The sequence below is a fragment of the Archangium violaceum Cb vi76 genome (assembly GCF_000733295.1).
Taxonomy (GTDB): domain Bacteria; phylum Myxococcota; class Myxococcia; order Myxococcales; family Myxococcaceae; genus Archangium; species Archangium violaceum.
Map to the genome: position 1 here is coordinate 1 of NZ_JPMI01000259.1, position 14,175 is coordinate 14,175.

Below are 14,175 nucleotides of genomic sequence, written 5' to 3' on the forward strand. Positions count from 1 at the left end.
TCACGGATGGGGAGGTCGGCGCCCTCGCCCGTCACCACCACCTCGTAGACCAGCTTCAGGCGGCTGTCCTTCTCGGAGCGGATGTACACCAGGCGGGCCTCGCCCTCGGAGGCGATGTGGCGGCCCACGGTGTTGTCCAGGGCGGCGGCGCGGGCGGCCTCGCCGGAGATGCGCGCCGCGGCCGGGACAATCTCACCGTCACGGGCCGAGCCGTTGGCCATGAAGATCTTGCCGCTCGCATCCTTGTGGATGATGAGCTCGCCACCGATGACCGGCAGGCCGTTCTTGGTCTGGCCGTAGCGGATGTGGGTGTTGCCCTGCTCGTCCACGGTGGTGCGCTTCATCACCAGGTCGGAGGTATCAAGGCGGAAGGCCGCGGCGATGCCCTGCAGGCCGTTCACGTTGTCCAGCGAGCCCTTGAGCATGAAGGGAACGCCGTCCTCGTTGGAGCCGAGGACCTCGGCGGAGGGCAGCGCGGCGAGCGCGGCCTGCACGTCACCGAGCGAGTCGGCGGCCAGGTCGGACTTCTGGGCGCCCTCGGGCAGCTGCGAGTTGTCGACCTCGCAAGCGGCGAGGGGAAGGGCGAGCAGCGCGGCGGCAAGGAACCGGGTGCGGATCACGAGTCATCTCCTGACCGATAGCGGGGTGCCATCGGACGGCTCTCGCTTAAGCAGGGAACGCGCCAACCCCGTAAATGCTTGGAAGTCCGAAGGTTGCGACCCCAGGTTTAAAATTGATGGAGCAAGTATGTCACGCTCTCGCGGCTTCCGGATGTAAATCCGATTTACACACCCCCAGAGGATGTTCCTGATTCCAAGGGGTTGTGCCTACTCAATCAGGTGTGTTCTGGTTTCGGACAGGGCTGTCCTGGATTGAGACAGGGCGGGGGGGATGGCTCAGAACCCGGAAAATACCGAGTCAGGAGCGCCGGCTTCCGGCGTCTCTCCAGGATGAAAGGAGCGGTGACGATGAAGACGACGAACGCGAAGCACCCGTACATCCGCTCCCCCTGGCGTCGCTCCCGCCGCCTCTTCTGATGCTCCGCCTCCCCGTGTGAGGCGGTCCAGATTCACCTTCATGCAGGCCGCGCTCCGGGAGCAGCCCGAACTCCAAATCCGGGCGTGCGGGGTTCAACTCCCTGGCGGCCTGCCATTTCTTTCCACGTCACTCCGCTTCGTCTGGCTCCACGAGCTCCGTGGCGCCCGAGTCCTTGCGCAGCGGGAGGATGGACGCTCCGGCGTGCTTCTCCAGCGCGGTGGCCAGCTCGTGGGCGTGCGTGGTGACGAAGACCTGGCCCTTCCGGCTCGCGGTGGCGATGAGGCGCCCCAATGGCTCCAGCAGGGAAGGGTGCAGGCTCGTCTCCGGCTCGTTGAGCGCGAGGAAGGGCGGGGGACGGGGCGACAACAGCGCGGCCAGCAAGCAGAGGTAGCGCAGCGTTCCGTCCGACAGCTCCGTGGCCTCCAGCGGACGCGTCAGCCCGGGCATGCGCATGCGGAAGGAGAAGCGCCCGTCCTCGCTGTCCAGCTCCAGCCGTGAGCCGGGGAAGGCGCTCTCCACGGCCGCGTGCAGCGCGCGGTCGTCGCCGATGTCGGCGATGGTCATCAGCGCCGCCGCCAGGTCCCTCCCGTCATGCGCGAGCGCGGGAGTCCGCACGCCCACCTGCGCGTGGCGCAGGGGCGAGTCCGGGTCGGTCCGGAAGTGGTGGTAGAAGCGCCAGCGGAGCAGCTCCGCGCGCAATGCGCTCAGCAGCGGGAAGCGGTGGGGCTCGGAGAGCTGGGCCAGCACGGACTCGCTGCTCCACAGTTGGGCCGCGAAGGTGGTGCGGTGGCCCTCCGCGTCGCGCGCGAAGACGCTCTGGGATTTGCGCTCGGCCACCACGTGCCGGCGCTTGCCCTCATGCACCCAGACCGTCTCCTCCTTCACGTCCGGGTCCAGTGAGAAGGGCCCTTGGGGCGGAGGCACCACGCCGCAGGACAGCTCGTAGGCCAGGTCCTCCAGCCGCACGCCCACGGTGAGCCGCAGCGGGGCGGACTTCGGCGCGCTCCTCGGGCGTGGGCCCGCCCACAGCACGGAGGGCATTCCCCCTTCCTCGGCCAGGGTGCGCGCCAACGTCCCCTCGGCACCGGCGAGCAGCAACTGCAACGCGCGGTAGACGTTCGTCTTGCCGCTCCCGTTGGGGCCCACCACCACCGTCACGGGGGCGAGCGGGAAGCGCAGCGCCTGGACCGAGCGGTAGTTTTCAATCCACAGCTCTTGGACGGGCATGGGCTACCGGCTCTCGCGCCAGGTCTCGAGCTCCGCCTTCTTGCGCGCGCCCACCTCGTCGAGCCTGTCCTGCCAGGCCTGACGATAGGGCCGGAGCGCCTCGACGAGGGAGTGCGCCACCACGAGGTTGCGGTACCACTTCGAGTCCGCGGGGACGATGGTCCACGGGGCCTTCTTCGTCGAGGTGCGCGAGAGGACCTCCTCATAGGCCCGCGTGTAGTCGTCCCAGTGCTCGCGGTCCTCCCAGTCTCCGGCGTTGATCTTCCAGGCCTTGCGCGGCTCCTTCTCCCGGTCCCGCAGGCGCTGCTCCTGCTCCTCCTGGCTGATGTGGAGGAAGTACTTGAGGATGATGGTTCCGTGCTCGGCGAGCATCTCCTCGAAGTCACGGATGTGCCCGTAGCGCTCCTTCCAGAGGGACTCGGGGGCGAGCCCGTGCACGCGCACGACGAGCACGTCCTCGTAGTGGGAGCGGTTGAAGATGGAGAGCTCGCCCTTGCGCGGCGTGTGGCGGTGGATGCGCCAGAGGAAGTCGTGCTCCCGCTCCTCCTCGGAAGGAACGCCGAAGGAGGTGACGCTGACGCCTCGCGGGTTGAGGAAGCCCGCCACGTGCTTGATGGTCCCATCCTTCCCGGCCGTGTCGCGGCCCTGCAGGACGATGAGGACCGAGTTCATCTTCGCGCCCCACAGGAGATCCTGCAGATCGAAGAGCTCCTCTCCCAGCGCCTCGAGCTCGCGCTTCGCCGCGTCCCGGTCCGTCTTCTTCGGAGGCGCCGCGGAGATGCCCTCGAGTCTGACCTTCTCGCCCTGCTTGTCGATGGTGATGATGTCCATGCCCACACCTCCCTTGGCTCCCGTGAGCAGGTTTCCACGGGGCGTGAAGGCTGACAACCCGGACTGTCCACCAGTGGAATGGTAAGGTCCGGTCCATGCAGCTCATCATGAACCCGGGCGCTCTGGATGAGCAGACGTTCGTGCTTCCCGAGGGCCCCGTCACGATCGGGCGCACGCCGGAGTGCACCGTCTGCGTCATCCACAAGAGCCTGTCCCGGCGGCACGCGCGGCTCGAGTGGGAGGGCGGGCGCCTGGTCCTGGTGGACCTGGGCAGCAAGAACGGGACGTACGTGGGCCCGGCCCAGGTCCAGCGCCACGAGCTGCGCGAGGGCGAGACGTTCCGGTGCGGGCAGGTGTCGTTCCGGCTCGCGAGCACCTCCCCCTCGCGCTCCGAGGAGCCGATGCCGACGCAGGTGCGTTCGCTGCAGACGCGCTTCTCTCCCACCACCATGGGCGAGCTGCTGCGGCCCCATGCCGATCCCGATTCGCACACCGCCCTGAAGATGAAGCCCGTGAGCGGTGACGGCCGGGCCCACGACAAGCTGCAGATCCTCCTCAAGGTGAGCCAGCTGCTCTCCTCTCCCGGCTCCATCGACGAGGTGTTGGATCGCGTCCTGCAGCTCGTCTTCCAGATATTGGAGGTGGACCGGGCGGCCATCCTGCTGGTGGAGCCCACCAGCGGGCAGCTGCGCCCGCGGGTGGCCCGGGCGTCGGGCGAGCTGCCCGCGGGGACCTTCTACAGCCAGCACATCGTCGACTACGTGCGCAAGCACAGCGTGGCGGCGCTCTTCTCGGATGCGCGGAAGGATCCCCGGCTGGGCTCCGCCGACTCGGTGTTGAAGCAGTCCATCTGCGCGTCCATGTGCGTGCCGCTCAAGCCCCGGGACACGGTGATGGGGGTGCTCTACCTGGACAACCTCACCCGGGCCCATGGCTTCACGCAGGAGGATCTGGAGTTCCTCACCGCCTTCGCCAACCAGGCGGCCATCGCGCTCGACAACTCCCTGCTCCGCCAGCAGCTCGAGGAAGAGGCCGTGATGCGCACCACGTACCTGCGCTTCTTCCCCCCGGCCACCCTCAAGAAGCTTCAGCTCGCGCGCAGTGCCCACCTGGGCGTCATCGAGACGGAGGTGACCATCCTCTTCTCGGACATCAGCCACTTCACCGCGCTGTCCTCCACGCTGGAGCCCCGCCAGGTGGTGGATCTGCTCAACGACTACTTCCCGGTGATGGCGGACATCGTCTTCCGGCACGAGGGGACGTTGGAGAAGTACATCGGCGACGCGCTGATGGCGGTGTGGGGGGCGCCCGTCGCACACCCGGACGACGTGGACCGGGCCGTGCGCGCGGCGGTGGAGATGCAGCGGGCGCTGGCGCGGTTGAACGCGCGCTGGCGGGCCGAGGGCCGGCGCGAGCTGAACATCCACGTGGGCCTCAACACGGGCCGCGTGGCGGCCGGGAACATCGGCTCCGAGAAGTACCTGCAGTACGCCACCATTGGAGATGCCACCAACGTCGCCAGCCGGGTGTGCTCCGCCGCCCCGCCCGGGCAGATCCTCCTCACGGGCACCACCCTCGAGCGTTGGCGGGAGCGCGCCTGGCCCGTCACGCCCCTGCCGCCGCTCCCGGAGCACGGACGGCAGGAGCCGCTGGCGCTCCACCGGGTGGAGTGGCGAGGGCCCCTGGGCGAGGCCTCGAACACCGACTGAGGAGCGCCGTGTCCGGGTGCTCCCCTTGACGCCTTGGGGGAACCTGGGGACGCTTCCCTCGACAACCGAGGGGAAGGGCCACATGGCGGGCAACTCGCTGGAGTTGATGCAGGGCACGCTGGACGTGCTGATTCTCAAGAGTCTGTCGTGGGGCCCGTTGCACGGGTACGCGGTGGCGGAGCTGGTGAAGGAGCGGAGCGGGGAGGAGCTGAAGGTGGAGGAGGGGGCGCTCTACCCGGCGCTGCACCGGCTGGAGAAGCGGGGCCTGCTGGAGGCGGAGTGGGGCCTGTCGGAGAACAACCGGCGGGCCAGGTTCTACCGGCTCACCTCGGCGGGCCGGGCGCACCTGAGGGCCGAGACGCAGGCGTGGCAGCGCTACGTGGCGGCCGTGTCCCGGGTGTTGGAGGCGGCCTGAGGACTCCCATGCGCCCGCGCGGAGTAGGCCCGCGGAGGTGGGGCCCGGGCGGCCACGTTCAACGCGTGGCCGCCCGAAGCCGGACTACAGCGGGATGAGGTGCACCCGCAGCCCGCCGCCCGTCTTGTTCTGGGTGATGAGGACGAGCTGGCCGTTGTACGCGAAGACCCTCTTGGCGGTGCCCTGGTAGTAGGCGGCCGAGAGGATGTCGAACGTGCTGCTCAGCACGCGCAACTGGGTCGTCTCGCCCACGGTGTCGATGATGTAGAGCCGGTCACCGTGGAAGGCGATGTCCTGGAACGTCAGGCCGATGCTGGTGCGGTAGGTGAGATCCCGGGTGTTGAAGATCAGCCCGCTGCCCACGATCACCCCCGACTCGTCGGGCAGCAGCCGGAGCGGGTTGGGCAGGCTGTAGCTGCCGTGGTAGGGCGAGTCCGTCTCGGTGCCCATCGTGCCCGCGATGTGGTCCACCTGGACCATGCGCACGTCCGTGGGGGACACGCCGCTGTCGAGGTGGTAGACGCGCTTGTTGATCGGGGAGAACACCATGGCGCGCGAGGAGTACCGCCAGTCCGCCGTGGCGACCCGCGCACCCGTCGACCGCTGGTAGAGCGAGTGCGAGTCCCACGAGCCGGAGCCATCGACGGTGAACAGGTAGTCCCCGGTCACCAGCAGGCTCGACGCCGTCTCCGGCGCGGCGCCGAAGAACCTGGAGGTCGCGTCCACCGGGTTGAAGGCGTCGATCCGTCCACCCGTGTAGCCCAGGTACGTGGCCGACCCGTCCGGCGCGACGGCCATGGAGACCGCGTCACCCGTGCCCGCGAAGGCCGGGAGGAAGCGCTGGGTCGTCAGGTCGAGGCGGCGGACCTTGTCGTTGGTGCCGTCGAGGAAGTGGACCACTCCGTTGCTGCTCAGGGCCACGTCATTGAAGGTGAAGGCGTAATCAGTGCCCTCCAGGACGACGACGCCGCCATCGCTGGGCGTGCCACCGTCGGTGGGTGGGCTGCCCGTGTCCAGCGTGCCCGTGATGTCGATGGTGCCCGTGGGCGTGGTGAGCGGGCAGTTCCGCGTGTTGCGGTACAGCGTGATGTTGGCCGACACGGTCTTGCCGGCCTCCACGATGACCTCCGTGCTACCGGCATACACCTCCAGGCCGGCACTGTTGTATGCGTTCACCTGGACCTTGCGGCCCGCGCCCGCGGGCACCGACGTGATGCTGCCCGTGATGGCCGCGTCCGCCACCGTGAGCGACACGGGTCCAATCGGTGTCATGTCCACGGCGGACACGGCGGCGCTCGCCGAGACGACTCCGCAGACATCCCCCGTCAGGGGAATCCTCATGTTGATGACCTCGGTGCCCGTCTGCACCGAGGGATCCAGCTGGCAGCCGCCCAGGACAGCACAAGCCACCCACAGCAATGCTGCTCGAACCACGATTCTCATTCGTGCTCTCTCCATTGGAATGGGAACGTCCCCCCCTCCGCCGTTCGGCTTTGGCGTCGGTCTCTTCATCCTAGACATGCGCGATGACCTGTCTGCAATGAAGAACTTTTGTGAAGACTTCAATGACTGACAGTCTCAGTCAGGACTCCATGTGTGACGGGCTCGGGATGGATGCCGTCACGCTCCCGTCACGCCCCTGCCCGTAAGTGTTCTCCACATCAGAACAGGCGCGGGAGAGTTCCCGCGCCCGTGACTGGGAGTGACGCATGCGGAGTGCTGAGCTGACAGAGGTGGTGCGGGCCGCGCATGACCTGGCTCCGGTGATTGCCGCCCGGGCCGCGGACATCGAGTCGGGACGGCGATTGCCGGTGGAGCTGCTCGCTCGATTCAAACAGGCGGGGTTCTTCCGGGCCTTCGTTCCCCGGAGCCACGGCGGCCTCGAGGTGGACCCGCGGACAGGCTGCGAGGTGCTGGAGACGCTCGCCCGCGCGGATGGGGCGGCCGGCTGGACGACGATGATTGGCATGGAGAGCCCGCACCTCTTCGCGCTCCTGCCGCGCGAGCGCTTCGACGCCATCTACTCGGCCGGGCCGGACGTCATCGTGGGCGGGGCCTTCAACGCACAGCGGCAGGCCGTGGTGGAGAAGGGCGGCTACCGCGTGAGCGGACGGTGGGGCTTCGCCAGCGGCTGCGAGCATTGTGACTGGCTGTTCGCCAACTGCGTCATCGTGCAGGACGGCCAGCCCCGTCCAGGCCCCGTCCCCGGCGTACCCCAGACGCGCGCCATGCTCTTCCCGGCCCGCGAGGTGCGCATCATCGACACCTGGAACGCGCTCGGCCTGCGGGGCACGGGCAGCCATGACCTCGCGCTGGAGGCCGCCTTCTGCCCCGAGGAGAACACCTTCGACATCTTCGCCGGCACATCCTCGGTGCCGGGGCCGGGCTTCGTCGCGCCGCTGCTGCACTTCGTGGTGCACATGGCGGCGGTGTCCCTGGGCATCGCGCAGGGCGCGGTGGATGACCTGGTGAAGCTGGTCACCACGGGCAAGCGGCGCATGTACGCGCGCGTCCCGCTCATCGAGTCTCCCGTCTTCCAGCTCGAGCTCGGCCGCGTGGACACGAGCGTGCGGGCCGCCCGGGCCCTCCTGTACTCCACGGTGGAGGAGTTCTGGGCCGCGTGTGTGAACGATCCCGCTTCCGCCGTGCTCCTGGCACCGCGCCTGTCGGCCACCCTGGCGTGGGTGACGGAGAATGCCTCGGGTGTAGTGGAAACCTGCTACCGCGCGGGAGGCGCGAGCTCGCTCGAAGATGGCTCGTCGTTACAGAGGCGCTTCCGTGACATCTACACCTTCAGGCAGCATGCGGCTGCCGCTGAGGGGTGGTTTGGTCAGGCCGGGGCCTCCCTCCTCGGGCAGCCGACGGGATTCTGGACCTGAGGACGCTCCCTCGAGAGTGCCTGGAGTGTTCGGCCGCTCCATGGAGTGGCGGGGGGGAAGTCGTGACGGACTGGCGGTTGGAAGTGCTCGGGGGAGCGCGGCTCCTGGGGCTGGCCGAGCCCCTGGAGTTGCAGCGGCGCGTGGCCGCGGTGCTGGCGTGGCTGGCGCTGGAGGGGCCCACTCCCAAGTACAGGCTGGCGGGCATGCTGTGGCCCGGCTCCGGCGAGGACACGGCGCGCAACAACATGCGCCAGTTGCTGCGCCGGCTGCGGGTGGCCACCGGGACGGACCTGGTGCTCGGTGGGGACGTGGTCTCCCTCTCCGAGCGGGTGGTCACCGACGCGGTGGAATTGGAGGCCCATGTCTTCGCCGGCCGCCACGCGCAGGCGCTGTCGCTGGCGGGCACGCTGCTGGGCACGCTGGACTTCGATGACTGCCCGGACTTCGAGGCGTGGATGCTCCAGGCCCGCGAGCAGCTCGAGGCCCTGCGGTGCCGTGCCGCCATCGCCGAGGTGGAGGCCCACGAGCAGCGGGGAGACCTGGCCAGGGCGCTGCACTTCGCCGAGCGGCTGCTGGTGTTGGCCCCCTTCTCGGAGGATGCCTACCGGCGGTTGATGCGGCTGCACTACCTGCTGGGAGACCGGATGGCGGCGCTCAACCTCTTCGAGCGCTGCCGCAAGATGTTGTTCGAGGAGTACGACGCGGCGCCACACCCGGACACGCTGGCGCTGGCGCGGGACATGGAGCGCGGACAGGTGATGCCTCGTGCCGCGGGGAAGAAGCCGGAGCGGACGCTGCCGCTCTCCGTGCTGCGTCCGCCGGTGCTGGTGGGCCGCGCGCGCGAGTGGGCGCGGATGGATGCGGCGTGGCAGTCGAGGCAACTCATGCTGCTGCTGGCCGAGCCGGGCGTGGGCAAGACGCGGCTGGCGCATGACTTCGCGGCCTCCAAGGGGCGCTACCTGGCGTTCTCCGCCCGGCCCGGTGACGCGGAGGTGCCCTACTCCTTGTTCGTGCGGCACATCCGGGAGCTCTTCGCCGAACGCCCCGAGCTGCGGCCAGGCCTGGAGCCATGGATTCGCCGGGAGCTGGCGCGGGTGATGCCCGAGCTCGCCGCGCCCGGGGAGCGCATTCCCCCCGTGCGTGACGAAGGCGAGCGGGTGCGCTGCCTGGATGCCTACAGCGAGGTGCTCCGCCGCTGCACCGAGGGGCTGGAGAGCATCATCACCGATGATCTCCAGTTCGCCGACACCGCCAGCCTGCAGGTGGGGGCCTACGCCCATGCGCGCTTCCACCCGGCCGGCACCTTCCCGCTCATCATCGACTGCTGCCGCAGCGGCGATTCCGGGGGCGAGATGCTCACCATGACGAAGCGGTTGGAGGCCGCGGGGCTGGCGATGCTCATGCAGCTGGAGCCGCTCCCGCCGGATGCGGTGGGGGAGCTGCTGGGGAGTCTGGCGCTGCCCGGGGCGGAGTCGCTCACCCGGGAGATGATGCGCTACACGGGGGGAAATCCCCTCTTCATCACCGAGACCCTCAAGCACCTGATGGAGTCGGGGAGCCTGGAGCAGGGGTGGCCGGAGCGGCTGCCTCCACCGGGGCGGGTGCGCCAGCTCATCCAGCAGCGCCTGGAGCGGCTGTCCCCGCTGGCGTTGCAGCTGGCGCAGGTGGCGGCGCTGGCGCTCATGGAGTTCGGCCTGGAGCTGGCCGGGGAGGTGCTGGAGGTCAGTCCCCTGTCCTTCGCCGAGCCGCTGCGCGAGCTGGAGGCGGCGCAGATCCTCGGGGGCGAGCACTTCACGCATGACCTGGTGTTCGAGGCGGTGAAGGGCTCCATTCCCCTGGCGATGGGGGGCCTGTTGCACCGGCGCCTGGCGCAGCGGTTGGAGTCGAGGCGGGCGGCCCCGGCTGTCATTGCCCAGCACTGGTTGGAGGGAGGGGAGACCCGGCGCGCGGTCCCCTTCCTGCTCGCGGCGGCCCAGGTGGACGAGTCGCACCTGCGCCGCACGGAAGCGGCTTCGAACTACGCGCGCGCCGCGGCCATCCTGGAGTCCTCGGGAGAGCTGGAGGAAGCGGCCCGGTTGCGGAGCAGGATTCCCTCGGCGTGAGGCCGGGGGCGGGGCCGTCCCCGGCGTCAGGGCCCGGGCATGCACACCGTCCGGGGAGGGACGCGCCATGGACCTGGTCCTCTTCATCGGCTTGCAGGGCTCGGGAAAGAGCAGCTTCTACCGGGAGCGCTTCGCGGGCACGCACGTGTACGTGAGCAAGGACCTGTGGCCCAACGCGCGCAAACGCGAGGCCCGGCAGCGGAGGCTCATCGCCGAGGCGCTGGCCCGAGGGGAGCCGGTGGTGGTGGACAACACCAACCCGCTCGTGGAGGACCGGGAGCCGCTCATCGCGCTGGGCCGTGCGCACGGTGCGCGGGTGGTGGGCTACGTCTTCGAGTCGGACCTGGAGGCGTGTCTGGCGCGCAACGCGGGGCGGGTGGGGCGGGCACGGGTGACGGACAAGGCCATCCACATCACGTCCCGGAAGATGCGGTGGCCCTCGTCCACCGAGGGATTCGATGCGTTGTTCCACGTACGGGTCCGCCCGGAGGGAGGCTTCGACGTGAGGGAATGGAGGGAGGGACATGAAGCCGAATGATTTCGAGGCCCGGATGCGGGAGGGCGAGTTCTTCCACTCGCTGCGGCTGCTGAGCGGGGCGTGGTGCGTGCTGCGGGTGGACGGGCGGGGCTTCTCGCGCTTCACGGAGGCGCGCTACGAGAAGCCCTTCGACGCGACGCTGCACCAGCAGATGGTGCGCACGGCCTCGGCGCTGCTGGAGGAGTTGCAGGGCGTCTACGCGTACACGGAGAGCGATGAGATCTCCGTGCTCTTCCGGCCGGACTGGTCGCTGTTCGACCGGGAGGTGGAGAAGCTGGTGTCCATCTCCGCGGGCGTGGCGAGCGCGACCTTCACGCACGTGGCGGGGGTTCCGGCGGTGTTCGACAGCCGGGTGTGGATGGGGGTGAACGAGAGCGCGGTGGTGGACTACTTCCGCTGGAGGCAGGCGGACGCGACGCGCTGCGCGTTGCACGGCTGGTGCTACTGGACGCTGCGCAAGGAAGGGCGGAGCGTGGCGCAGGCCTCGAAGGAGCTGCACGGCAGGTCGGTGGGCTTCAAGAACGAGCTCCTCTTCCAGAGAGGCATCAACTTCAACGAGCTGCCGCTCTGGCAGCGGCGTGGCTCGGGCATCCACTGGGAGCAGTACGAGAAGGAGGGAGAGGACCCGCGCACGGGCCGGAAGGTGCGTACGAAGCGCCGGCGGCTGAAGGTGGACGAATCCCTCCCGATGAAGGAGGCGTACGACGCCTACGTCCGGGAGCGGATGAACGCCCCCTTTTCCTGAGCGCACGGTCGCCCCCTCCTCTCCCTGCCCCTCTGGGAGAGGGACGGGGGGAGGGGAGTTTGTAGATGCAACTGTGTTGCATTTTCTTGGGTGTCCGCTATCTATGTCCGAGGACCTCACGCGTGCTGAAGTGAAGAGGCGCGCCAGGAGCACCCGACATGAGCACTTCGCAGAAGCGGTCATCCACCGAGGGCGGCTCGCGTTCCAGAGGAGTCGAGGACGAGCGCCGCCCGGGCCGAGGTGGTTCTGGCCGCCGCAAGCCCAACCCCCTGGGCATGGCCCGTACGGTGGATTTCAAGGACGTGACCCTGCTCAAGTTCTTCGTCACCGAGCGCGGGCGGCTCATCCCCCGCCGCATCACCGGCGTGACGGCACAGCAGCAGCGGCAGGTGGCCCGGGCCGTCAAGCGCGCGCGTCTGCTCGGCCTGCTGCCCTACCTCGCCGCGGGCACCTGAGCCCCCACCCTTCCCCCAACCCCCGAGGTCCCATGCCCAAAGGCAATCGCACCATCATCCACCTCGTGTCGACGGCCGGCACTGGCTACGTCTACACGACGACGAAGAACAAGCGGAAGTCGCAGGACAAGCTCCAGCTCAAGAAGTACGACCCGCGCGTGCGCAAGCACGTGCTGTTCGTCGAGGGCAAACCCTGATGCGCAGGCAGCGGCGCATCCCCGGCGGGCCACGGTACGACGCGGCCCGGCGCCGGGAGCGGGGGCGTGAGTACGCCCCGCCCGAGCTCATCGCCGTGGAAGCCGAGCCGGAGGACACCGGCGAGGAGGACACCGCCGAGGCGCCCCCGCGCGCCTTGTGCCTGGTGAGCCCCGGAGGCGAGCGCGCATCCGAGTCCGGCGCCTGAGTGAAGGGCGGGGCCCGAGAGGCCCCGCCCTTGCGTGCTTCAGAACTTCTCGCCCCGCTCGCGCATCTCCTCGAGCACCCGCTCGATGCCGCGCTTGTTGATGATGCGGATGCCGTGGGCGCTCACCCGCAGGCGCACGAAGCGCTTCAGGCTCTCCACCCAGTAGCGGTGGTATTGCAGGTTGGGCAGCGAGCGCGTCTTCGTCTTGTTGTTGGCGTGGCTGACGGTGTTGCCCACCAGCGGCCGTTTTCCGGTGACCTGACAGACCTTGGACATGTGCGTGACTCCTACCAGCTGGACTTGGTGACGCCGGTGATGTGGCCGGCCAGGGCCTTCTCGCGGAAGGCGATGCGCGACATGCCGAAGCGCCGCAGGTAGCCGCGCGGCCGGCCCGTGAGCGCGCACCGGTTGGTGACACGGTTGGGATTGGAGTCGCGCGGCAGCTTGCCGAGCGCCGTCTGGGCCCTCATCCGCTCCTCGGACGTGGCCGCCGTGCGGATGGCCTCCTTGAGGGCCTTCCTCCGCTCCGCGTACTTGCGTACCAGGGCCTTCCTCCGCTCGTTCTTCTCTATCTTGCTTGTCTTCGCCATGGGCCCGGGGAGATAGCGCGAGTCCGTGGTTATCGCAACTGTGTTGCATTTGTCGGGGCGGCGGACCGCTCGTGCATCACCATCAGGGGGCGACGCCGTGCCGCCGCTAGGGAGCGGGTTTGAGATACCGCGCCACCGTGGCGGGGGGGAGGTCCAGCCAGTCCGCCAGCTCGCCGAGGCTCACCTGTCCCTTGAAGCGTGCATGGACGAGCCGGGCCACGCGCCTGCGTGCCGGGGAAGTCCGGGCCCTGCCACTGAGCGCCTTGAGCAGGGCATGGTCCGCGTGAAGCCGCGGCGCCAGCGCCACCGTGCGGCGGCTCTCGAGCGCCACATGCCGGATGTCACTGCCACTCGAGCCGGACAGCAGCTGGGCCGCGAGCTCCCTGATCTCCGGTGAGGGTTGGAGGGGCTCGAGGTGGACGTCCAGGATCTCCCGCACCTGCCGGGGCCCCGGAGGCTCCACCGTGAGGGTCAGCTGGAACCGGCGCAACACCGCGGGATCGATCAACTCCAGGTGGTTGGTGGCCGCCACGAGCAGGCTCGGTCCTGGCCACTCCTCTATCTCCTTGAGCAGCACGCTGACGATCCGCCGGGGCTCCCCCATGTCCCCCGGGTCATCGCGGCGCTTGGCGATCGCGTCGAACTCGTCGAGCAGCACGATGGCCCGGCTCCTCCGGGCGAACTCGAATACCTCATGCAGGTTCTGCCCGGTCTTGCCCAGGTAGGCCGAGATGAGCGGGGAGAGCTCCATCTGGAGGAGGGGAACGCCCAGCCGCCGGGCCAGCCAGGCCGCCGTCATGGTCTTTCCCACCCCGGGAGGGCCCGCGAGGAACAGCGTGTTCCTGGGCCGCAACCCCATGCGCGCGAGCGCCTCGGGCTGCTGGTGCTCGGCGACGAAGGCCTCCAGCAGGGCCTCCTGACGGGGGTTGAGCACGGGGCGCCGTGCCTCGGGCACTCCACTCAGGTCCTTGAGCAGTCCCCTGCTCGCCAGCGAGGAGGGCACTGCTGGGGCCGGCGCCTTCTTCCCCCGGACCCAGGGCAGCTTCGCCTCGAGCCGCCGGGACAGCGGGGGATCCACCCGGCGCAAGCGGGCCAGCAGGCGTCGGCTGGCCGCATCGCTCCGGGAGGCATCTCCGGCTCGCGCCGCTTCGCACAGCTCCGCTACTGCGTCCAGCAGGACCTCGTCCAAGCCCGTTCCCATTCGCTCCTCCCAGTACCCTGGTCTCGTCGTTTGTGCAATCAT

The 14,175-nt window shown here is 69.3% G+C and carries 15 protein-coding genes, 1 tRNA gene and 1 pseudogene; 10 read left to right on the forward strand and 7 right to left on the reverse strand.

The annotated features are described in order from the left end of the window. Positions 1 to 620: pseudogene (locus tag Q664_RS35565) on the reverse strand (M4 family metallopeptidase); the annotation flags it as partial. Positions 621 to 1,081: 461 nt separating this feature from the next. Between Q664_RS35565 and Q664_RS58290 the strand changes: the two are divergent. Then, positions 1,082 to 1,152 (forward strand) — tRNA-Trp (locus Q664_RS58290). Between the two features lie 12 nt (positions 1,153 to 1,164). On the opposite strand, the gene Q664_RS35570 is transcribed toward Q664_RS58290, so the two are convergent. Both Q664_RS35570 and Q664_RS35575 read right to left on the reverse strand, forming a co-directional pair. Next, the gene (locus tag Q664_RS35570; RefSeq protein ID WP_043406188.1) at positions 1,165 to 2,265 is read right to left on the reverse strand and encodes an AAA family ATPase; all 1,101 of its coding nucleotides are present in this window, start codon (positions 2,263 to 2,265) and stop codon (positions 1,165 to 1,167) included. A 3-nt stretch (positions 2,266 to 2,268) separates the two neighbouring features. After that, positions 2,269 to 3,096: a polyphosphate kinase 2 family protein gene (locus Q664_RS35575; protein ID WP_043406263.1), complete on the reverse strand. Its 828-nt coding sequence runs from the start codon at positions 3,094 to 3,096 to the stop codon at positions 2,269 to 2,271. A 107-nt stretch (positions 3,097 to 3,203) separates the two neighbouring features. On the opposite strand from Q664_RS35575, the gene Q664_RS35580 reads away from it, so the two are divergent. Next, entirely contained in the window at positions 3,204 to 4,805 is a 1,602-nt protein-coding gene (locus tag Q664_RS35580) for an adenylate/guanylate cyclase domain-containing protein (protein WP_326938762.1), read from the forward strand. An 82-nt stretch (positions 4,806 to 4,887) separates the two neighbouring features. Continuing rightward, entirely contained in the window at positions 4,888 to 5,220 is a 333-nt protein-coding gene (locus tag Q664_RS35585; protein WP_043406195.1) for a PadR family transcriptional regulator, read from the forward strand. Positions 5,221 to 5,304: 84 nt separating this feature from the next. Here Q664_RS35585 and Q664_RS35590 read toward each other — a convergent pair whose 3' ends face one another. Further along, a complete protein-coding gene (locus Q664_RS35590; protein WP_235217003.1) occupies positions 5,305 to 6,663 on the reverse strand; it encodes an NHL repeat-containing protein in 1,359 nt (452 codons plus the stop codon). A gap of 266 nt (positions 6,664 to 6,929) precedes the next feature. On the opposite strand from Q664_RS35590, the gene Q664_RS35595 reads away from it, so the two are divergent. From Q664_RS35595 to Q664_RS35625, 7 genes are all read left to right on the forward strand, one after another. Then, complete coding sequence (locus Q664_RS35595; protein WP_043406198.1) at positions 6,930 to 8,099, forward strand: acyl-CoA dehydrogenase family protein; 1,170 nt, start codon at positions 6,930 to 6,932, stop codon at positions 8,097 to 8,099. Between the two features lie 62 nt (positions 8,100 to 8,161). Continuing rightward, entirely contained in the window at positions 8,162 to 10,201 is a 2,040-nt protein-coding gene (locus Q664_RS35600) for an ATP-binding protein (RefSeq protein ID WP_152622525.1), read from the forward strand. A gap of 67 nt (positions 10,202 to 10,268) precedes the next feature. After that, complete coding sequence (locus tag Q664_RS35605) at positions 10,269 to 10,739, forward strand: ATP-binding protein (protein WP_043406201.1); 471 nt, start codon at positions 10,269 to 10,271, stop codon at positions 10,737 to 10,739. Then, entirely contained in the window at positions 10,726 to 11,484 is a 759-nt protein-coding gene (locus Q664_RS35610; RefSeq protein WP_043406204.1) for a tRNA(His) guanylyltransferase Thg1 family protein, read from the forward strand. The genes Q664_RS35605 and Q664_RS35610 overlap by 14 nt, the downstream gene beginning before the upstream one ends. Before the next feature lie 158 nt (positions 11,485 to 11,642). Further along, positions 11,643 to 11,939, forward strand: a complete 297-nt coding sequence (rpsR, locus tag Q664_RS60240; RefSeq protein WP_084610570.1) for a 30S ribosomal protein S18 — start codon at positions 11,643 to 11,645, stop codon at positions 11,937 to 11,939. 32 nt (positions 11,940 to 11,971) lie between these two features. Next, complete coding sequence (gene rpmG / locus Q664_RS35620; protein WP_043406208.1) at positions 11,972 to 12,136, forward strand: 50S ribosomal protein L33; 165 nt, start codon at positions 11,972 to 11,974, stop codon at positions 12,134 to 12,136. After that, positions 12,136 to 12,342, forward strand: coding sequence for a hypothetical protein (locus tag Q664_RS35625; RefSeq protein ID WP_043406211.1), 207 nt, complete (start codon positions 12,136 to 12,138; stop codon positions 12,340 to 12,342). Before rpmG ends, Q664_RS35625 begins: the two co-directional genes overlap by 1 nt. Before the next feature lie 39 nt (positions 12,343 to 12,381). Here Q664_RS35625 and rpmB read toward each other — a convergent pair whose 3' ends face one another. From rpmB to Q664_RS35640, 3 genes are all read right to left on the reverse strand, one after another. Further along, positions 12,382 to 12,618, reverse strand: coding sequence for a 50S ribosomal protein L28 (rpmB, locus tag Q664_RS35630; protein WP_043406214.1), 237 nt, complete (start codon positions 12,616 to 12,618; stop codon positions 12,382 to 12,384). An 11-nt stretch (positions 12,619 to 12,629) separates the two neighbouring features. After that, on the reverse strand, positions 12,630 to 12,932 hold the full coding sequence (gene rpsN, locus Q664_RS35635) for a 30S ribosomal protein S14 (protein ID WP_043406219.1): 303 nt from the start codon (positions 12,930 to 12,932) through the stop codon (positions 12,630 to 12,632). A gap of 106 nt (positions 12,933 to 13,038) precedes the next feature. Continuing rightward, positions 13,039 to 14,133 (reverse strand): AAA family ATPase, encoded by a 1,095-nt coding sequence (locus tag Q664_RS35640; RefSeq protein WP_052519074.1) that lies wholly within the window; start codon positions 14,131 to 14,133, stop codon positions 13,039 to 13,041. Positions 14,134 to 14,175 lie beyond the last annotated feature (42 nt).